Origin of the sequence: Pseudomonas sp. P9_2 (genome assembly GCF_034008255.1) — a bacterium.
GTDB lineage: Bacteria > Pseudomonadota > Gammaproteobacteria > Pseudomonadales > Pseudomonadaceae > Aquipseudomonas > Aquipseudomonas synxantha_A.
Genome location: NZ_CP125376.1, coordinates 1,804,437 through 1,823,704, shown reverse-complemented (window position 1 = coordinate 1,823,704; position 19,268 = coordinate 1,804,437). Strand labels below are relative to the sequence as shown.

19 protein-coding genes and 1 pseudogene are annotated in these 19,268 nt (G+C 60.6%); 15 read left to right on the top strand and 5 right to left on the bottom strand.

Going from position 1 to position 19,268, the window contains the following annotated elements; genetic code table 11:
* Positions 1 to 136: 136 nt before the first annotated feature.
* A pseudogene (locus QMK52_RS07935) lies at positions 137 to 1,543 on the top strand (phosphomannomutase/phosphoglucomutase); the annotation flags it as partial.
* 20 nt (positions 1,544 to 1,563) lie between these two features.
* Positions 1,564 to 2,469 carry an acetylglutamate kinase gene (gene argB, locus QMK52_RS07930; RefSeq protein ID WP_005792485.1) on the top strand — a complete coding sequence of 302 codons (906 nt, stop codon included), beginning with the start codon at positions 1,564 to 1,566 and terminating at the stop codon, positions 2,467 to 2,469.
* A 114-nt stretch (positions 2,470 to 2,583) separates the two neighbouring features.
* Here argB and pyrE read toward each other — a convergent pair whose 3' ends face one another.
* Positions 2,584 to 3,228 (bottom strand): orotate phosphoribosyltransferase, encoded by a 645-nt coding sequence (gene pyrE, locus QMK52_RS07925; protein WP_003195489.1) that lies wholly within the window; start codon positions 3,226 to 3,228, stop codon positions 2,584 to 2,586.
* Positions 3,229 to 3,310: 82 nt separating this feature from the next.
* On the opposite strand from pyrE, the gene QMK52_RS07920 reads away from it, so the two are divergent.
* A complete protein-coding gene (locus QMK52_RS07920) occupies positions 3,311 to 4,090 on the top strand; it encodes an exodeoxyribonuclease III (protein WP_003195493.1) in 780 nt (259 codons plus the stop codon).
* Between the two features lie 60 nt (positions 4,091 to 4,150).
* On the opposite strand, the gene QMK52_RS07915 is transcribed toward QMK52_RS07920, so the two are convergent.
* Both QMK52_RS07915 and rph read right to left on the bottom strand, forming a co-directional pair.
* Positions 4,151 to 4,519 (bottom strand): DUF4870 domain-containing protein, encoded by a 369-nt coding sequence (locus tag QMK52_RS07915; RefSeq protein ID WP_005792486.1) that lies wholly within the window; start codon positions 4,517 to 4,519, stop codon positions 4,151 to 4,153.
* Between the two features lie 22 nt (positions 4,520 to 4,541).
* Entirely contained in the window at positions 4,542 to 5,264 is a 723-nt protein-coding gene (gene rph, locus QMK52_RS07910) for a ribonuclease PH (RefSeq protein ID WP_005792487.1), read from the bottom strand.
* 214 nt (positions 5,265 to 5,478) lie between these two features.
* Between rph and QMK52_RS07905 the strand changes: the two genes are divergently transcribed.
* The 6 genes from QMK52_RS07905 (at position 5,479) to QMK52_RS07880 (ending at position 10,772) form a co-directional block, all read left to right on the top strand.
* Positions 5,479 to 6,342 carry a YicC/YloC family endoribonuclease gene (locus tag QMK52_RS07905; RefSeq protein ID WP_005792488.1) on the top strand — a complete coding sequence of 288 codons (864 nt, stop codon included), beginning with the start codon at positions 5,479 to 5,481 and terminating at the stop codon, positions 6,340 to 6,342.
* 10 nt (positions 6,343 to 6,352) lie between these two features.
* A complete protein-coding gene (gene gmk / locus QMK52_RS07900; protein WP_003213284.1) occupies positions 6,353 to 6,973 on the top strand; it encodes a guanylate kinase in 621 nt (206 codons plus the stop codon).
* Between the two features lie 167 nt (positions 6,974 to 7,140).
* Positions 7,141 to 7,404, top strand: a complete 264-nt coding sequence (rpoZ, locus tag QMK52_RS07895) for a DNA-directed RNA polymerase subunit omega (RefSeq protein ID WP_003176920.1) — start codon at positions 7,141 to 7,143, stop codon at positions 7,402 to 7,404.
* 60 nt (positions 7,405 to 7,464) lie between these two features.
* Positions 7,465 to 9,570, top strand: a complete 2,106-nt coding sequence (gene spoT, locus QMK52_RS07890) for a bifunctional GTP diphosphokinase/guanosine-3',5'-bis pyrophosphate 3'-pyrophosphohydrolase (RefSeq protein ID WP_005792489.1) — start codon at positions 7,465 to 7,467, stop codon at positions 9,568 to 9,570.
* A gap of 24 nt (positions 9,571 to 9,594) precedes the next feature.
* Complete coding sequence (locus QMK52_RS07885) at positions 9,595 to 9,975, top strand: RidA family protein (RefSeq protein ID WP_003176922.1); 381 nt, start codon at positions 9,595 to 9,597, stop codon at positions 9,973 to 9,975.
* Positions 9,976 to 10,031: 56 nt separating this feature from the next.
* Positions 10,032 to 10,772, top strand: a complete 741-nt coding sequence (locus tag QMK52_RS07880) for a hypothetical protein (protein WP_005792490.1) — start codon at positions 10,032 to 10,034, stop codon at positions 10,770 to 10,772.
* A gap of 65 nt (positions 10,773 to 10,837) precedes the next feature.
* On the opposite strand, the gene QMK52_RS07875 is transcribed toward QMK52_RS07880, so the two are convergent.
* A complete protein-coding gene (locus QMK52_RS07875) occupies positions 10,838 to 11,689 on the bottom strand; it encodes an SDR family oxidoreductase (protein ID WP_005792491.1) in 852 nt (283 codons plus the stop codon).
* 188 nt (positions 11,690 to 11,877) lie between these two features.
* Between QMK52_RS07875 and exbB the strand changes: the two genes are divergently transcribed.
* The 6 genes from exbB (at position 11,878) to QMK52_RS07845 (ending at position 18,675) form a co-directional block, all read left to right on the top strand.
* On the top strand, positions 11,878 to 12,861 hold the full coding sequence (gene exbB / locus QMK52_RS07870) for a tonB-system energizer ExbB (protein WP_005792492.1): 984 nt from the start codon (positions 11,878 to 11,880) through the stop codon (positions 12,859 to 12,861).
* A gap of 6 nt (positions 12,862 to 12,867) precedes the next feature.
* Positions 12,868 to 13,293, top strand: a complete 426-nt coding sequence (gene exbD / locus QMK52_RS07865; RefSeq protein WP_003195519.1) for a TonB system transport protein ExbD — start codon at positions 12,868 to 12,870, stop codon at positions 13,291 to 13,293.
* Entirely contained in the window at positions 13,290 to 14,036 is a 747-nt protein-coding gene (locus tag QMK52_RS07860) for an energy transducer TonB (RefSeq protein ID WP_005792493.1), read from the top strand. Before exbD ends, QMK52_RS07860 begins: the two co-directional genes overlap by 4 nt.
* A 156-nt stretch (positions 14,037 to 14,192) precedes the next feature.
* Positions 14,193 to 15,113, top strand: coding sequence for a hydrogen peroxide-inducible genes activator (locus QMK52_RS07855; RefSeq protein ID WP_032878710.1), 921 nt, complete (start codon positions 14,193 to 14,195; stop codon positions 15,111 to 15,113).
* Between the two features lie 8 nt (positions 15,114 to 15,121).
* The gene (gene recG, locus QMK52_RS07850) at positions 15,122 to 17,197 is read left to right on the top strand and encodes an ATP-dependent DNA helicase RecG (protein ID WP_320403990.1); all 2,076 of its coding nucleotides are present in this window, start codon (positions 15,122 to 15,124) and stop codon (positions 17,195 to 17,197) included.
* Positions 17,198 to 17,274: 77 nt separating this feature from the next.
* Positions 17,275 to 18,675 (top strand): aminoacyl-tRNA deacylase and HDOD domain-containing protein, encoded by a 1,401-nt coding sequence (locus tag QMK52_RS07845; RefSeq protein ID WP_005792496.1) that lies wholly within the window; start codon positions 17,275 to 17,277, stop codon positions 18,673 to 18,675.
* Positions 18,676 to 18,807: 132 nt separating this feature from the next.
* Here the strand turns inward: QMK52_RS07845 and QMK52_RS07840 are convergent, their stop codons facing one another.
* On the bottom strand, positions 18,808 to 19,182 hold the full coding sequence (locus tag QMK52_RS07840) for a hypothetical protein (RefSeq protein ID WP_032803751.1): 375 nt from the start codon (positions 19,180 to 19,182) through the stop codon (positions 18,808 to 18,810).
* Positions 19,183 to 19,268: the final 86 nt, after the last annotated feature.

Below are 19,268 nucleotides of genomic sequence, written 5' to 3'. Positions count from 1 at the left end.
AAAAATAATGCTAGCGCCAATGCGCCGATGGCATTTTTACACCACGAACTCTCTGCCGAAAACGCCGTCATACCCTTCAGTTTGAGCCTGCCGGCCAGCCACATCAGGCCCGCCTTGCCCCCTTTCAGATGGAGTTTCCCCCGCGATGAGTACCGCAGCCCGCGTAGCCCCGACCTTTCCCGACAGCATTTTTCGCGCCTATGACATTCGTGGCGTGGTACCCAAGACCCTGACCGCCGAAACCGCCTACTGGATCGGCCGCGCCATCGGTTCGCAGAGCCTTGCCCAGGGCGAACCCAACGTCTCGGTGGGTCGTGACGGCCGCTTGTCCGGCCCCGAGCTGGTCGAGCAACTGATCCAGGGGCTGGCCGACAGCGGTTGCCATGTCAGCGACGTCGGCCTGGTGCCGACACCCGCGTTGTACTACGCGGCCAACGTACTGGCCGGTAAATCCGGGGTGATGCTCACCGGTAGCCATAACCCTTCGGACTACAACGGCTTCAAGATCGTCATCGCTGGCGATACGCTGGCCAATGAACAGATCCAGGCCCTGCACACCCGCCTGAAGACCAACGACCTGACCAGCGGCACCGGCACCATCACCAAGGTCGACATCCTGCAGCGCTACTCCGATGAAATCACCCGCGACGTCAAGCTCGCGCGCCGCCTCAAAGTGGTGGTGGATTGCGGAAACGGCGCGGCTGGCGTGATTGCCCCGCAATTGCTCGAAGCGCTGAACTGCGAAGTGATCCCGCTGTTCTGCGACGTCGACGGCAACTTCCCCAACCACCACCCGGACCCGGGCAAGCCGGAAAACCTGGTGGACCTGATCGCCAAGGTCAAGGAAGTGGGCGCCGACGTCGGCCTGGCCTTCGATGGCGACGGTGACCGCGTAGGCGTGGTGACCGAAACCGGCGAGATCGTATTCCCCGACCGCCTGCTGATGCTGTTTGCCCGTGACGTCGTGGCGCGCAACCCCAATGCCGAGATCATCTTCGACGTGAAATGCACCCGCCGCCTGACGCCACTGATCAAGGAGTACGGCGGTCGCCCGCTAATGTGGAAGACCGGTCATTCGTTGATCAAAAAGAAAATGAAGGAAACCGGTGCACTATTGGCCGGCGAAATGAGCGGCCACGTCTTCTTCAAGGAGCGCTGGTTCGGGTTTGACGACGGCATTTACAGCGCCGCTCGTCTGCTGGAGATCCTCAGCAAGGAAAAATCCACCGCCGAAGAACTGTTTCAGACCTTCCCGAATGATATTTCTACGCCAGAGATCAATATCCATGTGACCGAGGAGAGCAAATTCAGCATCATTGACGCATTGCACGATGCGCAATGGGGTGAAGGGGCCAACCTGACCTCCATTGATGGTGTGCGAGTCGATTACGCCAAAGGCTGGGGCCTGGTTCGCGCGTCCAACACCACACCGGTGCTGGTCCTGCGTTTCGAGGCGGATACCGAGGCCGAGTTGCAGCGCATCAAGGACGTGTTCCACGCCCAGTTGAAACGTGTTGCCCCTGATCTCCAATTACCGTTCTGATTTTTTGCCCGGAGCCCTGAATGACCCTCGAACGCGAAGCCGCTGCCAACACCGCCAAGGTCCTGTCCGAAGCGTTGCCTTATATTCGACGCTACGTCGGCAAGACGCTGGTGATCAAGTATGGCGGCAATGCCATGGAGAACGAAGAGCTGAAAAATGGCTTCGCTCGCAATGTCGTGCTGATGAAAGCAGTGGGCATCAACCCAGTAGTCGTACATGGCGGCGGGCCGCAAATTGGCGACCTGCTCAAGCGTCTGTCTATCGAGAGCCACTTCATTGATGGCATGCGCGTGACCGATGCACAAACTATGGACGTGGTCGAAATGGTTTTGGGCGGTCAAGTCAACAAAAGCATTGTCAACTTGATCAATAGCCATGGTGGCAGCGCGATTGGCCTGACCGGCAAAGATGCCGAACTGATCAGGGCCAAGAAACTCACCGTGACGCGGATGACGCCGGAGATGACCACTCCAGAAATCATCGACATCGGCCAGGTGGGCGAAGTGATCGGCATCAACACCGATTTGCTCAACCTTCTGGTCAAGGGCGACTTCATCCCGGTGATTGCGCCGATCGGCGTGGGTGCCAATGGCGAGTCCTATAACATCAACGCCGATCTGGTAGCCGGTAAGGTGGCGGAAGCACTGAAGGCTGAAAAGCTGATGCTACTGACCAATATCGCCGGTTTGATGGACAAGGAAGGCAAGGTACTGACCGGCCTCACCACCCAGCAGGTAGACGACCTGATCGCCGACGGCACCATCTACGGCGGCATGTTGCCGAAGATCCGTTGCGCGCTGGAAGCAGTGCAAGGTGGTGTAGGCAGCTCGCTGATCCTGGATGGCCGTGTGCCGAATGCAATCCTGTTGGAAATCTTCACTGATACCGGTGTGGGCACGCTGATCAGTAACCGCAAGCGTCCTTAACCGCTGCAAATAAAAAGGCCCCGCTCAATCCGATTGAGCGGGGCCTTTTTGTATAGAGCCAGAGGACAATGGAGATCCCCCTCCTACACAAGCCCCTTTCAACAAAATTCAGTATCAGACGCCAAACTGCTCGCGGTATGCACGCACAGCCGGCAAATGCTGCTTGAGCTGCGGATCATCCTCCAGGAACTGCAACACCTGGTTCAACGACACGATACTTACCACGGGAATGCCGAAATCACGCTCCACCTCCTGGATCGCCGACAACTCACCGTTGCCACGCTCCTGGCGGTTCAAGGCGATCAGCACGCCGGCGGCCTTGGCGCCGTCCTGGGAAGCGATGATTTGCATCACCTCACGAATCGCGGTGCCGGCGGTGATCACGTCATCGATGATCAGCACATCGCCGGTCAACGGAGCCCCTACCAGGCTGCCGCCTTCACCGTGGGCCTTGGCTTCCTTACGGTTGAAGCACCACGGCAGATCCTGCCCATGATGTTCCGCCAGGGCCACCGCTGTAGCCGCAGCCAGGGGAATACCCTTGTAGGCCGGACCAAAAAGCACATCAAAGGAAATACCGCTTTCAACGATGGCTGCCGCGTAGAAACGACCCAGCTGAGCCAGGGCCGAACCCGAGTTGAACAAGCCTGCATTGAAGAAGTACGGGCTGGTGCGCCCGGACTTGAGAGTGAACTCACCGAAGCGTAAAACGCCGCGATCGATGGCAAAACGAATGAAATCGCGTTGATACGCCTGCATGAAAAAAGCCTCAGATACCACGGATTTAGCTAATTAGGTGGACGGCGTGTATCATACACGCACGCGATTTTTGGGGCCATTTATGCGGATCATCAGTGTGAACGTTAATGGTATTCAGGCTGCAGTCGAGCGTGGTTTGCTCAGTTGGCTGCAAGCCCAGAATGCCGACGTCATCTGCCTGCAGGACACCCGCGCCTCCGCCTTTGAACTGGACGACCCAGCCTTCCAACTGGATGGCTACTTCCTTTATGCCTGCGATGCCGAAGTGCCCACCCAAGGTGGCGTGGCTTTGTACTCGCGGTTGCAACCCAAGGCGGTCATCAGCGGCCTCGGCTTCGAGACAGCCGACCGCTACGGGCGCTACCTGCAAGCCGATTTCGACAAGGTCAGCATCGCGACCTTGCTGCTTCCTTCGGGGCAGAACGGCGATGAAGACTTGAACCAGAAGTTCAAGCTAATGGACGACTTCGCCCGTTACCTGGATAAACAGCGACGCAAACGTCGCGAGTACATTTATTGTGGCTCGCTGTACGTGGCGCAACAGAAGCTGGATATCAAGAACTGGCGCGACAGCCAGCAATCACCGGGCTTCCTGGCGCCGGAACGGGCCTGGATGGACGAGATTGTCGGCAACATGGGCTATGTCGATGCCCTGCGCGAAGTCAGCCGCGAAGGCGACCAGTACAGCTGGTGGCCGGATAACGAACAGGCCGAGATGCTCAACCTGGGCTGGCGCTTCGACTATCAGCTGCTGACCCCGGGACTGCGCCGGTTCGTACGCAGCGCTCGCCTGCCACGCCAGCCGCGCTTCTCGCAGCACGCGCCGCTGATCGTGGACTACGACTGGACCTTGACCATCTGAGGTCCTTTTCCAGGCACAAAAAAAACCGACAGCAATGTCGGTTTTTTTGTGGCCGCTCGGTTACTTGACCAGACGCCAAGTCCACGGATAGCGATAGGCAATGCCCTTGTTGGCCTTGATCCCGGCAATGATCGTCAGTATCAACGCCCCTATCACCAGTACGGTCATCAGCAAAAAGCCGACCACCACGAAGCCCAACACCAGACACACCAACCAGGCGATGGCCACGGTGATCTGGAAGTTCAGAGCTTCCTTGCCCTGATCATCGATAAGCGGGTCCACATCCTTCTTGAACTGCCACAGGATCAGCGGCCCCAACACGCTGCCGAAGGGGAACACCAACCCTGCAAACGCCGCGAAATGACACAGCATTGCCAACTGGCGTACTTCCTTGGACGGTGCCGGAACCGGCAATTGGCTGTCATTCATGGCGCTTCTCCTTGGGGCAGGCTTAGTCAGCGAGTGCAGCGGTTTGCAGTGCAAAGATTTCGGTCATGCCCTTCTGGGCAAGGGCCAGCATCGCGTTCAGCTCAGCCGGCTGGAATGGCGCGCCTTCGGCGGTGCCCTGCACTTCGATGAAACCACCGGTGCTGGTCATGACCACGTTCAGATCGGTCTCGGCGGCCGAGTCTTCCAGGTAATCCAGGTCCAGCACAGGCTCGCCCTGGTACATGCCGACCGACACAGCGGCGATCATCTGCTTGAGCGGGTCACCCGCTTTGAGGCCACCACGCTTCTTGATCACTTTCAATGCGTCGACCAGGGCCACCATGGCGCCGGTGATGGATGCAGTACGGGTACCGCCATCAGCCTGGATCACGTCGCAGTCGACGTACAGGGTCACGTCGCCCAACTTGGACATGTCCAGCGCGGCGCGCAGGGAACGGCCGATCAGGCGCTGGATTTCCAGGGTACGCCCGCCTTGCTTGCCACGGCTGGCTTCACGCTGGTTACGCTCACCGGTGGCGCGCGGCAACATGCCGTACTCTGCGGTCAACCAGCCCTGGCCCTGGCCCTTGAGGAAGCGCGGCACGCCGTTTTCGACGCTGACGGTGCAAATCACCTTGGTATCGCCAAACTCGACCAGTACGGATCCCTCGGCGTGTTTGGTGTAGTTGCGGGTGATGCGGATCGAGCGGAGCTGATCGGCAGCGCGACCACTTGGACGTTTCATAGGGGATACCTGTACTGAGGACGAAAAACTGCCGAGCATTATAGAGCCGCGAGCCGATTCGGGGCACTTCTAAAAATTCGGTTACGAATGCGCATGTTTGGGCGCCTCCTGCGCACTGCGCTACAATCCTGCGCCTCTCGACTGTAGGAGCGAGCTTGCTCGCTCCTACAGGTCGGCCTGGCCAATCTCTATCTATCCAACACGAGGTACCTCCATGGTGCACAGCATGACCGCCTTCGCCCGTGTCGAAAAAGCCGGGGTTCAAGGCACCCTCAGCTGGGAATTGCGCTCGGTCAACAGCCGTTACCTGGAGCCACACCTGCGCCTGCCCGAGTCGTTCCGCGACCTCGAAGGCGCCGTCCGTGAAGCGCTGCGCCAGGGCATTTCCCGTGGCAAGCTGGAATGCACCCTGCGTTTTACCGAAGAAACCACCGGCAAACCGCTGCAGCTGGACCGCGACCGCGCCGCACAACTGGTGGCCGCCGCCGAAACCATCGCCGGCCTGATCAAGCAACCGGCCGCGCTGAACCCTCTGGAAGTGCTGGCCTGGCCCGGCGTACTGGTGGGCGACGCAACCGACCCGCAGGCCCTGAACGCCGAAGCCCTCGCGCTGTTCAACCAGGGCCTGAAGGAACTCAAGGCCGGCCGTGAGCGCGAAGGCGCTGAACTGGCGCGCCTGATCAACGAGCGTCTGACATCGATCGAAGCCGATGTGGTCACCCTGCGCGAACTGGTGCCGCAGATGCTTGCCACCCAACGCCAGAAGATCCTCGACCGCTTCACCGACATGAAAGCCGACCTTGACCCGACGCGCCTGGAACAGGAAATGGTCCTGCTTGCCCAGAAAAGCGACGTGGCTGAAGAGCTCGACCGCCTGAGCACCCACATTCTTGAAGTGCGCCGCGTGCTCAAGTCTGGCGGCGCCGCCGGTCGGCGCCTGGACTTTCTGATGCAGGAACTCAACCGCGAAGCCAATACACTGGGCTCCAAGGCGTTCGATCCGCGCAGCACCACGGCGGCGGTCAACCTCAAAGTGTTGATCGAGCAAATGCGCGAACAAGTACAGAATATTGAGTAAGGCAACCTCCATGACCCACAGCACCGGCACCCTTTACATCATTTCCGCCCCTTCGGGTGCGGGCAAAAGCAGCCTGGTCAAAGCCTTGACCGACGCTGACGAGCAGATCCGCATTTCGGTGTCGCACACCACCCGCGCCATGCGCCCGGGCGAAGTGAACGGCGTGCACTATCACTTCGTCGAGCGTACCGAATTCGTCAAGATGATCGAACACGGCGACTTCCTGGAGCGTGCCGAAGTCTTCGGCAATCTCTACGGCACCTCCCAAAGTCATCTGCAGCAGACCCTGGACGAAGGCCACGACCTGATCCTGGAAATCGATTGGCAGGGCGCCGAGCAAGTGCGCCAATTGATGCCCAAGGCACGCTCGATCTTTATCCTGCCGCCGTCGCTTGAAGCCTTGCACCAGCGCCTGACCAACCGTGGCCAGGACAGCGACGAGATCATCGAAGGGCGTATGCGTGAAGCCGTGAGCGAAATGAGCCACTATGTCGACTACGACTACCTGATCATCAATGACGATTTTGCCCACGCTCTGGATGATTTGAAGGCGATTTTCCGTGCCAATCAGCTCCAGCAAAAGCGTCAACAGCAGCGTTTCGGCAAATTACTCGCCGAACTGCTCGGCTGATTGGCGCTTCCCAAAACCGCTGCAAGGGCCTTACATTGGCACTTGTAGCGGTTTTGCGAGAACCTGCGAAAAATCAGCGCTTCCCTAAACGCTGGTGATTTTTTAAACTGCTCAGTCCGCTCGCCCAACCGGGCAGCGCGCATCTTGCATTCGCTCCGAGGAATACCATGGCCCGCGTAACCGTTGAAGACTGCCTAGAACACGTGGATAACCGCTTTGAGCTGGTCATGCTCTCTACCAAGCGTGCCCGTCAACTGGCCACTGGCGGCAAAGAGCCCCTGGTCCAGTGGGAAAACGACAAGCCTACTGTTGTAGCCCTGCGTGAAATCGCTGAAGGCCTGATGAGCTACGAGTTCATTGCCAACGCCGAAATCGTTGAAGACGAACCGCTGTTTGCAGCGTTCGAGGACGAGTCCAACGAGGCCGTCTAAGCCTATGCCAGGTCGACGTAGCACGGCGCAGGGTCACAGTCATCGGCAGGAGTTCACACTTTGCCGAGCATAGACGCCCTCGCCGATCGCTTATCGGCCTACCTCGGCCCCGACCAGGTCAACCTGGTCCGCCGAGCGTATTTCTACGCCGAACAAGCCCACGACGGCCAACGCCGACGTAGCGGTGAAGCGTATGTCACCCATCCCCTTGCGGTGGCAAATATCCTGGCCGACATGCACATGGACCATCAGAGCCTGATGGCCGCGATGCTGCATGACGTGATCGAAGACACCGGCATTGCCAAGGAAGCGCTCAGCGCGCAATTTGGCGAAACCGTGGCCGAACTGGTCGACGGGGTCAGCAAACTGACCCAGATGAACTTCGAGACCAAGGCCGAAGCCCAGGCGGAAAACTTCCAGAAGATGGCCATGGCCATGGCCCGAGACATTCGGGTGATCCTGGTAAAGCTGGCCGACCGGCTGCACAACATGCGCACGCTGGAAGTGCTGTCCGGCGAAAAGCGTCGGCGCATCGCCAAGGAAACCCTGGAAATCTACGCGCCCATCGCCAACCGGCTGGGCATGCACGCCATTCGTATCGAATTCGAAGACCTTGGTTTCAAAGCCATGCACCCGATGCGTTCGGCGCGCATCTACCAGGCGGTCAAACGCGCCCGGGGCAATCGCAAGGAAATCGTCAACAAGATCGAAGAATCCCTGAGCCATTGCCTGGCGATCGACGAAATCGAAGGCGAGGTCAGTGGCCGCCAGAAGCACATCTACGGCATCTACAAGAAGATGCGCGGCAAGCGCCGGGCCTTCAACGAGATCATGGATGTGTACGCGTTCCGGATCATCGTCGACAAGGTCGATACCTGCTACCGCGTGCTGGGCGCTGTACATAATTTGTACAAACCCTTGCCGGGCCGCTTCAAGGACTACATCGCGATCCCCAAGGCCAACGGCTATCAGTCGCTGCATACCACGCTGTTCGGTATGCATGGCGTGCCGATCGAGATTCAGATCCGTACCCGCGAAATGGAAGAGATGGCCAACAACGGCATCGCCGCCCATTGGCTGTACAAGTCCAGCGGCGACGAGCAGCCCAAAGGCACCCATGCCCGCGCCCGTCAGTGGGTCAAGGGCGTGCTGGAAATGCAGCAACGTGCCGGCAACTCCCTGGAATTCATCGAAAGCGTGAAGATCGACCTGTTCCCGGACGAGGTCTACGTGTTCACGCCCAAGGGCCGGATCATGGAGCTGCCCAAGGGCTCCACGGCGGTCGACTTTGCCTACGCGGTGCACACCGACGTGGGCAACAGCTGCATTGCCTGTCGGATCAATCGTCGTCTCGCGCCGCTGTCCGAGCCCCTGCAAAGCGGCTCCACGGTCGAGATCGTCAGTGCTCCAGGCGCACGCCCCAACCCGGCATGGCTGAACTTCGTGGTCACCGGCAAGGCCCGTACGCATATTCGCCACGCCCTGAAACTGCAGCGTCGCTCAGAGTCCATCAGCCTGGGCGAGCGCCTGCTGAACAAGGTGCTCAACGGCTTCGACAGTGCCCTGGACAAGATTGCGCAAGAGCGCGTGCAGGCGATGCTTCACGAGTATCGCCAGGAAACCATCGAAGACCTGCTCGAAGATATCGGCCTGGGCAACCGCATGGCCTACGTGGTCGCCCGTCGCTTGCTGGGCGAAGGCGAACAGCTGCCGAGCCCGGAAGGCCCGCTGGCGATTCGCGGCACCGAGGGTCTGGTGCTCAGTTACGCAAAATGTTGCACACCGATTCCGGGCGACCCGATTGTCGGCCACCTGTCCGCAGGCAAGGGCATGGTGGTGCACCTGGACAACTGCCGCAATATCACCGAAATCCGCCACAACCCGGAAAAATGCATCCAGCTCTCGTGGGCCAAGGATGTCACCGGCGAGTTCAACGTCGAGCTGCGGGTGGAGCTGGAACACCAGCGCGGCCTGATCGCCCTGCTGGCCAGCAGCGTCAACGCGGCCGACGGCAATATCGAGAAAATCAGCATGGACGAACGTGATGGTCGCATCAGCGTGGTCCAACTGGTGGTCAGTGTGCACGACCGCGTGCACCTGGCCCGCGTGATCAAGAAACTGCGCGCCTTGACCGGTGTGATCCGCATCACCCGTATGCGTGCATAACCGATCCATTACAAGGAGTCATTCATGACCAAGACAGTTATCACCAGCGATAAAGCCCCAGCCGCCATCGGCACCTACTCCCAGGCGATCAAGGCGGGCAACACCGTCTACATGTCCGGCCAGATTCCGCTGGACCCAAAGACCATGGAGCTGGTTGAAGGCTTCGAAGCCCAGACCGTACAAGTCTTCGAAAACCTCAAGTCCGTGGCTGAAGCTGCCGGTGGTTCGTTCAAGGACATCGTCAAGCTGAACATCTTCCTCACCGACCTGAGCCATTTTGCCAAGGTCAACGAGATCATGGGCAAGTACTTCGAACAACCCTACCCAGCCCGCGCCGCCATCGGCGTTGCCGCCCTGCCAAAGGGCGCACAGGTTGAGATGGACGCCATTCTGGTCATCGAGTAAAACACCCGGCGCAGCCCCAAAAGGCTGCGCCGGCTTCGTTTCATAAGGATTTCGTAATGCGCAAAGCGCTTGTAGCCTCTTCGTTGCTCGCACTGTTGCTGGGCGGCTGTGCCAGCAACCCGGCCGACCTGGACGTAAGCGGTACCTGGATCAACCAGGCCGCCATCGACGCGGCAGCCAAGGGCGGCCCTTTGCGTGAAGCCCTGCAATCCTATGGCCCCAACCTTGAGTGGGAGGTCAATACCAAGGCGTTGCAGGCGCGCTACTACAACGGTTTTGAAGTAGCGGAAGGCAAGTTGTCGGGTGAAAAACCCGGCGCGTGGAGCGTGGACTTCTACGGCAGCTCCGCCACCGAACTCAAGCGCAAAGGCAAACAATTGCTGCAAGTGGCCAACGACAATGAGCCAGAGCAGCTGTTCGCCCGCGCCAAAGACCCGGCCCCCGAAGGCGCACCACTGGGTGCCAACTTCGAACGGGCACTGTATGCGGCCTACATGGGCGGCGACTGGAAGATAACCGACGGCACCGGCAACGGCGCCACAGTGCAGTTCCAGGCTGACGGCAAGATCGCCGGTCTGCCTGGCGTTGACCGTTACTCACTGTGCCTGGCGGGTGATTGCGCCTCCATGAGCGGCGGCTACGACAGCATCTGGCTGCAACTGAACGGCCAGGGCAATCCATGGATCTTCGTACGCAAGGGTGAGCAGCTGGAAATCTTCCAGGCGATCAACACCGCGCAGGCGGATGAAGTGCCTCAGTTCACCCCAGGCCCACGCCAGTGGCTGCTTGAAAAGTAATAACAGCGTCATCTGGATCTAAAGGTGGGAGGGGGCTTGCCCCCTCCCACATGTTTGACCGGGTTTCAGCCTTTCAGGATGGCGGTATAGCCTTCCCGGTAAGTCGGGTATGTTGGCACCCAACCCAGCGCCTTGATGCGCGCATTGCTGCATTGCTTACTGCCGGCACGGCGCACACTGGCGTCCTCAGCCCATTCGGTTACGCCCAGGTACTCGCGCAACCAACCCACCACCTCTGCCAGTGGCGCAGGCGCATCATCGACACCGATGTACACCTTGTCCAATGCACCGCCCTGCTCCACGTGCCGCAATAAAAAGGCCAACAACCCGGCCGCATCATCGGCGTGAATCCGGTTGCCATATAAAGGCGGGTCAACCGCTACGCGGTAGCCTTGACGCACCTGGGTCAACAGCCATTCACGACCCGGGCCGTAAATCCCGGTCAGCCGCACGATGGTGGCCGGAATACCACTATTGAGCGCCACTTGCTCAGCTTCCAGCATCACCTGCCCGGAATAACCCTTCGCTTGCGTCTCTGACGTTTCGTCGACCCACTCGCCGTTCTGCTGCCCATACACACTGCTGCTGGAGACAAACAGCAAATGCTTGGGCGTCTGGCCGTAGTCGTCCAGCCACTCCAATACATGCTGCAACCCTTGCACGTAGGCGGCGCGATAGCCGGCCTCGTCGTGGTCGGTGGCAGCGGCGCAGTACACCAGATAATCCACCCCGCCGATCGGCCAGGTGTCCGGGCAATCCTTTTTGAACAGATCGCCAGCGATGCCGATCACGCCGTCGGGCAAGCGTGAAATATCGCGGCGCAGGCCGTGGACCTCCCATTCCGAGGCCAGCAATTGGCTAGCCAGCCGACTACCCACATCACCGCAACCGGCAATCACAACAGAAGGCGCAGACATCATAAAACTCCATTCTCAAAGGCGCAGATTAGCCGCGCGAGTGGATCAACGGCCAGTAAAAAGCGAAATAAAGTAACAGTGCCACTTTAGTTAACAAGAATTACTTGCAATAATAACCGCCCATTTGTCCTCGACCCAAAAGGGTCTGGAAGGACGATCACCCATTTTTTCTCTCAGGTCCGGCCAGCATGACACGTAATACAACCCCCGCTTCGCCAACCAAGCCTCACAGCCCATCCCGCGCCTGGCGTGCGATTGCTGCGATGCTGTTCAGCGTCCTGCTGGCCCCGACCGCCGCATTCGCTGATGCCACCGCACCCGCCACTCCGGCAGCTACCGAGCAGAATGCTGCTGCCCCGACGGCGCCTGCCGTTGCGCCAGTGGCTACCGACCCGGCCCAGGCCACGGGCGACGCCGCACCTGCCAACGAAACCGGCGTTGTGCTGGAAGAAGACAACACCCTGGGCATGGCCCACGACCTGTCGCCATGGGGCATGTACCAGAATGCCGACGTAGTGGTGAAGGCCGTGATGATCGGCCTGGCCATCGCGTCGATCATCACCTGGACCATCTGGATTGCCAAAGGCTTCGAGCTGCTGGGCGCCAAGCGTCGTCTGCGCGCTGAAATCGTCCACCTGAAAAAAGCCACTACCCTCAAGGAAGCGAGCGAAACCGCAACCAAAAAGGGCACCCTGGCCAACACCCTGGTGCACGACGCGCTGGAAGAAATGCGCCTGTCGGCCAACACCCGCGAAAAAGAAGGCATCAAGGAACGCGTGGCGTTCCGCCTGGAGCGCTTGGTTGCCGCTTGCGGCCGTAACATGAGCAGCGGCACCGGCGTACTCGCCACCATCGGTTCCACCGCGCCGTTTGTCGGCCTGTTCGGCACCGTATGGGGCATCATGAACAGCTTCATCGGCATCGCCAAAACCCAGACCACCAACCTCGCCGTCGTTGCCCCCGGCATCGCTGAAGCCCTGTTGGCCACTGCCCTGGGCCTGGTTGCCGCGATTCCAGCGGTGGTGATCTACAACGTCTTCGCCCGTTCGATCGCCGGCTACAAGGCTCAGGTATCGGATGCGTCGGCAGAAGTCCTGCTGCTGGTCAGCCGTGACCTCGATCACCTACCTACCGAGCGCAGCTCGCAACCGCACATGGTGAAAGTGGGGTAATCGGCCATGGGCCTGCATTTGAATCAAGGCGACGACGAACTCGTCGAGAACCACGAAATCAACGTTACGCCGTTTATCGACGTGATGCTGGTGCTGCTGATCATCTTCATGGTGGCTGCACCGTTGGCCACCGTGGACATCAAGGTTGACCTGCCCGCCTCCAGCGCCAAGCCGGCGCCGCGGCCGGAGAAGCCGATTTTCCTCAGCGTCAAGGCGGATCAACGCCTGTTCCTGGGCGAAGAAGAGGTCAAGGCTGAAACCCTGGGGCCGGTGCTCGACGCCAAGACTCAGGGCAAGAAAGACACGACGATCTTCTTCCAGGCCGACAAGGGCGTGGACTACGGTGACCTGATGAGCGTGATGGATGCCCTGCGGGCAGCCGGCTACCTCAAGGTAGGCCTGGTCGGACTTGAGACGGCAGCCAAGAAATGATCACGACGCGCCACAAACTGACGCGTTACGGCACCAGCCTCGCCGTCGTGCTGGGCGTGCATGCCGTCGCGATCATCATCGCGCTCCAATGGTCCGCGCCGCAGGTGATCCAGTTGCCGCCGGCCGCGATGGTCATCGACCTGGCGCCGCTGCCAGCGCCACCGCCGCCGCCGGCACCGCCCAAGGTCGTGGCGCCACCGCCGCCACCGGTTGAAGAGCTGCCCCTGCCGAAATTGGCCGAGGCGCCCAAACCGACGATCCAGGTGCCCAAGCCGGTCAAGCCCAAACCCAAGCCGCAACCGCCCAAGCCCGTGGAGAAAAAGCCCGATCCGCCCAAGGAGAAACCGTCCGAGGAGCCACCGAGCGAAACGCCGCCGAGCAACGCGCCTGCGCAAAAATCCGCCCAGCCCGCTCCCGGTCCTTCGGCACAACAGCTTGCCGCCCAGGCATCCTGGCAAAGTACCCTGCTGGCGCACCTGCAGAAGTACAAGAAGTACCCGCCGGGCGCCCAGCAACGTGGCAAGGAAGGCATGAACCGCTTGCGCTTCGTGGTCGATGGCGAAGGCAATGTACTGTCCTACGAACTGGAAGGCCGCTCCGGCAACGCCGACCTGGACCGTGCGACCCTGGAGATGATCCGCAAGGCTCAACCCTTGCCCAAACCGCCTGCCGACTTGTTGAAAAACGGCAGTGTCGAACTGGTTGCGCCCTTCGTTTACAACATCGATAAACGTCGCCGCTAGCAGAGCAATGTGGGAGGGGCTCGCACCCTCCCGCATCGTCTTTCACCGCGACAACAATTTCCGACATTCCCCACTCAATCCACAGCAAAGTTCTGATAACGTGCGTCTATCGATTGCAGCCGGTATGCTTGGCCCGCAACTTCATGGACGCCCGCTATGACTCTTACAGAATTACGCTACATCGTGACCCTCGCCCAAGAACAGCACTTCGGCCATGCCGCCGAGCGTTGCCACGTCAGCCAGCCGACGCTGTCGGTGGGCGTGAAAAAGCTTGAAGACGAACTCGGTGTGCTGATTTTCGAGCGCAGCAAGAGCGCCGTGCGCCTCACCCCAGTGGGCGAAGGCATCGTTGCCCAGGCCCAGAAGGTCCTGGAACAAGCGCAAAGCATTCGCGAGCTGGCCCAGGCCGGCAAGAACCAGCTGACCGCACCGCTCAAGGTTGGCGCGATCTACACTGTCGGCCCTTACCTGTTCCCGCACCTGATCCCGCAACTGCACCGCGTCGCGCCGCAGATGCCGCTGTATATCGAAGAAAACTTCACCCACGTGCTGCGCGACAAACTGCGCAACGGCGAGTTGGACGCGATCATCATCGCCCTGCCGTTCAACGAGGCGGACGTGCTGACCCTGCCGCTCTACGACGAGCCGTTCTACGTGCTGATGCCGGCCTCGCACCCGTGGACCAAAAAGGACACCATCGACGCCGGCCTGCTCAACGACAAGAGCCTGCTGCTGCTCGGCGAAGGCCACTGCTTCCGCGACCAGGTACTGGAAGCCTGCCCGACCCTGACCAAGGGCAACGACGGCGCCAAGCACACCACGGTGGAATCCAGCTCCCTGGAAACCATTCGCCATATGGTCGCTTCCGGCCTGGGTATTTCGATCCTGCCGCTGTCAGCGGTAGACAGCCATCACTACGCTCAAGGCGTGATCGAAGTTCGCCCACTCACGCCTCCGGTGCCGTTCCGTACCGTGGCGATCGCCTGGCGCGCCAGCTTCCCACGCCCCAAGGCAATTGAGATTCTCGCCGACTCGATCCGCCTGTGTTCGGTGGCCAAGCCGCCCGCTGCGAGCTAAGCAACCGTATGACTGAGCTGTCGCAGGTGTCGGTGACGGCACTCAAGGGTGTCGGTGACGCCATGGCCGAGAAGTTGGCCAAGGTCGGCCTGGAAAACCTCCAGGACGTGCTGTTCCACTTGCCCCTGCGTTATCAGGACCGCACCCGCGTCGTGCCCATCGGCCATTTGCGCCCAGGCCAGGATGCGGTGGTCGAAGGCACTGTCAGCGGCGCTGACGTGGTGATGGGCAAGCGCCGCAGCCTGGTGGTGCGCCTGCAGGATGGTACTGGCGGCTTGAGCCTGCGCTTCTACCATTTCAGCAACGCGCAGAAAGAAGGCCTCAAGCGTGGCACCCGTGTGCGCTGCTACGGCGAGGCACGTCCCGGTGCATCGGGCCTGGAGATCTATCACCCGGAATACCGCGCCATCACCGGCGACGAACCGCCACCGGTGGACACCACCCTCACGCCAATCTACCCGCTGACCGAGGGCCTGACCCAGCAACGCCTGCGCCAACTGTGCATGCAGACCCTGACCCTGCTCGGCCCGCAAAGCTTGCCCGACTGGCTGCCGTTGGAGCTGGCGCGTGACTATCAACTGGCGCCCCTGGCCGATGCGATTCGCTATCTTCATAACCCGCCGGCAGATGCCGACGTGGACGAACTCGCCCTCGGCCATCACTGGGCCCAGCATCGCCTGGCCTTCGAAGAGCTGTTGACCCACCAACTGTCCCAGCAGCGCCTGCGTGAAAGCATGCGTTCCCTGCGTGCGCCGGCGATGCCCAAGGCTACGCGGCTGCCCGCGCAATACCTGGCCAACCTCGGCTTTGCGCCGACCGGAGCACAGCAGCGCGTGGGCAATGAGATCGCCTACGACCTCAGCCAGCAAGAACCCATGCTGCGCCTGATCCAGGGCGACGTGGGCGCAGGCAAAACCGTGGTCGCCGCCCTCGCCGCCTTGCAAGCACTAGAGGCGGGTTACCAAGTCGCGCTGATGGCGCCGACAGAAATTCTCGCCGAACAACACTTCATCACCTTCAAGCGCTGGCTCGAGCCGCTGGGCCTGGAAGTGGCGTGGCTGGCCGGCAAGCTCAAAGGCAAGAACCGTGCGAGCGCCCTGGAGCAAATCGCTGCCGGCGCGCCGATGGTGGTAGGCACCCATGCGCTGTTCCAGGACGAAGTGCAGTTCAAGAACCTCGCGCTGGTGATCATCGACGAGCAGCATCGCTTCGGCGTGCAACAGCGTCTGGCCCTGCGCCAGAAAGGCGTGGGCGGGCGCATGAATCCGCACCAGTTGATCATGACCGCCACCCCGATCCCGCGCACCCTGGCCATGAGCGCCTACGCCGACCTCGACACCTCGATCCTCGATGAACTGCCGCCCGGGCGTACGCCGGTCAACACCGTGCTGGTCACCGACACCCGGCGCGTCGAAGTGATCGAGCGCGTACGCGGCGCCTGCGCCGAAGGCCGCCAGGCGTACTGGGTCTGTACCTTGATTGAAGAGTCCGAAGAGCTGACCTGCCAGGCCGCCGAAACCACTTACGAAGACCTCACCAGCGCCCTGGGCGAACTCAAGGTCGGACTGATCCATGGCCGCATGAAACCGGCAGAGAAAGCCGCAGTGATGGCCGAGTTCAAGGCCGGTAACCTGCAATTGCTGGTGGCTACCACGGTGATCGAAGTGGGCGTAGACGTGCCCAACGCCAGCCTGATGATCATTGAAAACCCCGAGCGCCTTGGCCTGGCGCAACTGCACCAATTGCGCGGCCGCGTCGGCCGGGGCAGCGCTGCCAGCCATTGCGTGCTGTTGTATCACCCGCCGCTGTCGCAGATCGGCCGCCAGCGCCTGGGCATCATGCGCGAAACCAACGACGGGTTTGTCATCGCCGAAAAAGACCTCGAACTGCGCGGCCCGGGTGAAATGCTCGGCACGCGCCAGACCGGTCTGCTGCAATTCAAGGTCGCTGACCTGATGCGTGACGCCGACTTGTTGCCTGCTGTGCGCGACGCCGCACAAGCCTTGTTGGAACGCTGGCCCGAACATGTCAGCCCGCTGCTGGATCGCTGGCTGCGGCACGGGCAGCAATACGGCCAAGTGTGACGCCCGACGCACTTATCCGACCATCACCCGTATCAAGCTGGTTATACTCCAATGACTGTAAGAAATTGGATCAGGCCATGTCAGAAGTTGCCCTCGCCACAGCCCCACTGACCGCCCCGCCGGTCATTCGGGCGCTGCTCGCAAAGCTCGCCGTCCCCTACACGGAAGTCGCCGAACACGCGGGCCTGAACCCTGCGCGAAAGGTCCAGGCGGTGCTGCTTGAGGATGCGGTCGGCGCACTCATGGTGCTGTTCCCACAAAGCCAGTTGCTTGACCTCAACCGCCTCACCGAACTCACTGGTCGCCGCCTTACGGCCGTAGCCCCGGAGCGCGTCGAGCGTATGCTTGGCAAGCATGACCTGAGCCTGCTGCCCGGGCTGCCGCCGCTCACCAGTTCACCGTGCCTGTATGAAGGCAGCCTGCTCAACGAACCGAGCCTGCTGGTGCATTCGGGCGAAGCCGGGCTGTTGCTGGAAATCCCCAGTGACGCCTTCAAGAGCCTGCTCACCAAGGCCAGTGCCGCCCAGTTCGGCGAGCCATTGAGCAACATTCGCCCGAACCTGGACCGCCCCAATGATGACCGCGAGGAAATCACCCAGGCGATGCAGGCGTTCACCGCCCGCCGCATTCAGCAACGCCTGGAAGCGACCATCGAGATTCCACCGCTGGCCGACACGGCGCAGAAGATCATCAAGCTGCGCGTCGATCCCAACGCCACCATCGATGACATCACCGGCGTGGTGGAAACCGACCCGGCGCTGGCCGCCCAAGTGGTGAGCTGGGCCGCGTCGCCCTACTACGCCTCGCCGGGCAAGATCCGTTCAGTCGAAGACGCCATCGTGCGCGTACTGGGCTTCGATCTGGTGATCAACCTGGCGCTGGGCCTGGCACTGGGTAAAACCCTGAGCCTGCCCAAAGACCGTCCGCATCAGTCAACTCCGTACTGGCATCAGTCGATCTACACCGCTGCTGTGATCGAGGGACTGACCCGCGCCATGCCCCGCGCCCAGCGCCCGGAAGCCGGCCTGACCTACCTGGCCGGGCTGTTGCACAACTTCGGCTACCTGCTGCTAGCCCATGTGTTCCCACCGCATTTCTCGCTGATCTGCCGACACCTGGAGGTCAACCCGCACCTGTGCCACAGCTATGTCGAGCAACATTTGCTGGGGATCAGCCGCGAGCAGATTGGTGCGTGGCTGATGCGCTACTGGGACATGCCGGATGAACTGTCCACGGCCCTGCGCTTTCAGCACGATCCGACCTATGACGGTCAATATGCCGAGTATCCGAACTTGGTGTGTCTGGCGGTGCGATTGTTGCGTAGCCGGGGGATTGGATCGGGGCCAGATGAGGCGATTCCGGATGCGTTGCTGGAGCGTTTGGGCTTGAGCCGGGAAAAAGCTGAGGAAGTGGTCGCCAAGGTGTTGGATGCCGAGGTGCTGTTGCGCGAGTTGGCATCGCAGTTCAGCCAGGGCTAAATCTTTCACCTGATAAACCGCTATCGCAGGCAAGCCAGCTCCCACAGTTGACCGAGTTCCAGCGTTGGAACGCAGCCAGACTGTGGGAGCTGGCTTGCCTGCGATGAATCCAACTCGGTATACCTGAAAACCCTACTTCTTTTTCTTCGGCTTCAAATACTTGGTCAACCCCTGAAACCAGATCACCAACGCCGGGTTGCCCTTGATCTGGATCGACTTGTCCTGAATCCCCGTCATGAACGCCAGTTGCTTGTTCTTCGCCTGCATCGTGGCAAAACCGTAGGCGGCATCTTTGAAGGCAATCGCAAAGGCAGGCTCAGGGTGAACACCTGAACGGCTGGTGATGCGCTGGTCTTTGACAATGAAGTGACGGGCAACCTTGCCGTCGAGGGTCTGCAGCTGGAAGGCCAGGTCTTTGTCACCCAGTTGCTGCTGGAAGGCGGGATTGGTGCGGCTGGCTTTGCCCATCATCAGGCCAAGCACCCACAGGAGAAGACGAAATTTCATGCACACGGCCTCGGTGTATTTATTGGAGTGGCCGCAGCAGTGTAACGATTTGCAAATAGAACGCCACCGATCTTGCGCTTTAGGCA

Bases quoted from the DNA above. Each gene is read 5' to 3' on its own strand.
- argB (WP_005792485.1), top strand. From the start codon at position 1,564: ATGACCCTCGAACGCGAAGCCGCTGCCAACACCGCCAAGGTCCTGTCC.
- pyrE (WP_003195489.1), bottom strand. From the start codon at position 3,228: ATGCAGGCGTATCAACGCGATTTCATTCGTTTTGCCATCGATCGCGGC.
- QMK52_RS07920 (WP_003195493.1), top strand. From the start codon at position 3,311: ATGCGGATCATCAGTGTGAACGTTAATGGTATTCAGGCTGCAGTCGAG.
- QMK52_RS07915 (WP_005792486.1), bottom strand. From the start codon at position 4,519: ATGAATGACAGCCAATTGCCGGTTCCGGCACCGTCCAAGGAAGTACGC.
- rph (WP_005792487.1), bottom strand. From the start codon at position 5,264: ATGAAACGTCCAAGTGGTCGCGCTGCCGATCAGCTCCGCTCGATCCGC.
- QMK52_RS07905 (WP_005792488.1), top strand. From the start codon at position 5,479: ATGGTGCACAGCATGACCGCCTTCGCCCGTGTCGAAAAAGCCGGGGTT.
- gmk (WP_003213284.1), top strand. From the start codon at position 6,353: ATGACCCACAGCACCGGCACCCTTTACATCATTTCCGCCCCTTCGGGT.
- rpoZ (WP_003176920.1), top strand. From the start codon at position 7,141: ATGGCCCGCGTAACCGTTGAAGACTGCCTAGAACACGTGGATAACCGC.
- QMK52_RS07885 (WP_003176922.1), top strand. From the start codon at position 9,595: ATGACCAAGACAGTTATCACCAGCGATAAAGCCCCAGCCGCCATCGGC.
- QMK52_RS07880 (WP_005792490.1), top strand. From the start codon at position 10,032: ATGCGCAAAGCGCTTGTAGCCTCTTCGTTGCTCGCACTGTTGCTGGGC.
- QMK52_RS07875 (WP_005792491.1), bottom strand. From the start codon at position 11,689: ATGTCTGCGCCTTCTGTTGTGATTGCCGGTTGCGGTGATGTGGGTAGT.
- exbB (WP_005792492.1), top strand. From the start codon at position 11,878: ATGACACGTAATACAACCCCCGCTTCGCCAACCAAGCCTCACAGCCCA.
- exbD (WP_003195519.1), top strand. From the start codon at position 12,868: ATGGGCCTGCATTTGAATCAAGGCGACGACGAACTCGTCGAGAACCAC.
- QMK52_RS07860 (WP_005792493.1), top strand. From the start codon at position 13,290: ATGATCACGACGCGCCACAAACTGACGCGTTACGGCACCAGCCTCGCC.
- QMK52_RS07855 (WP_032878710.1), top strand. From the start codon at position 14,193: ATGACTCTTACAGAATTACGCTACATCGTGACCCTCGCCCAAGAACAG.
- recG (WP_320403990.1), top strand. From the start codon at position 15,122: ATGACTGAGCTGTCGCAGGTGTCGGTGACGGCACTCAAGGGTGTCGGT.
- QMK52_RS07845 (WP_005792496.1), top strand. From the start codon at position 17,275: ATGTCAGAAGTTGCCCTCGCCACAGCCCCACTGACCGCCCCGCCGGTC.
- QMK52_RS07840 (WP_032803751.1), bottom strand. From the start codon at position 19,182: ATGAAATTTCGTCTTCTCCTGTGGGTGCTTGGCCTGATGATGGGCAAA.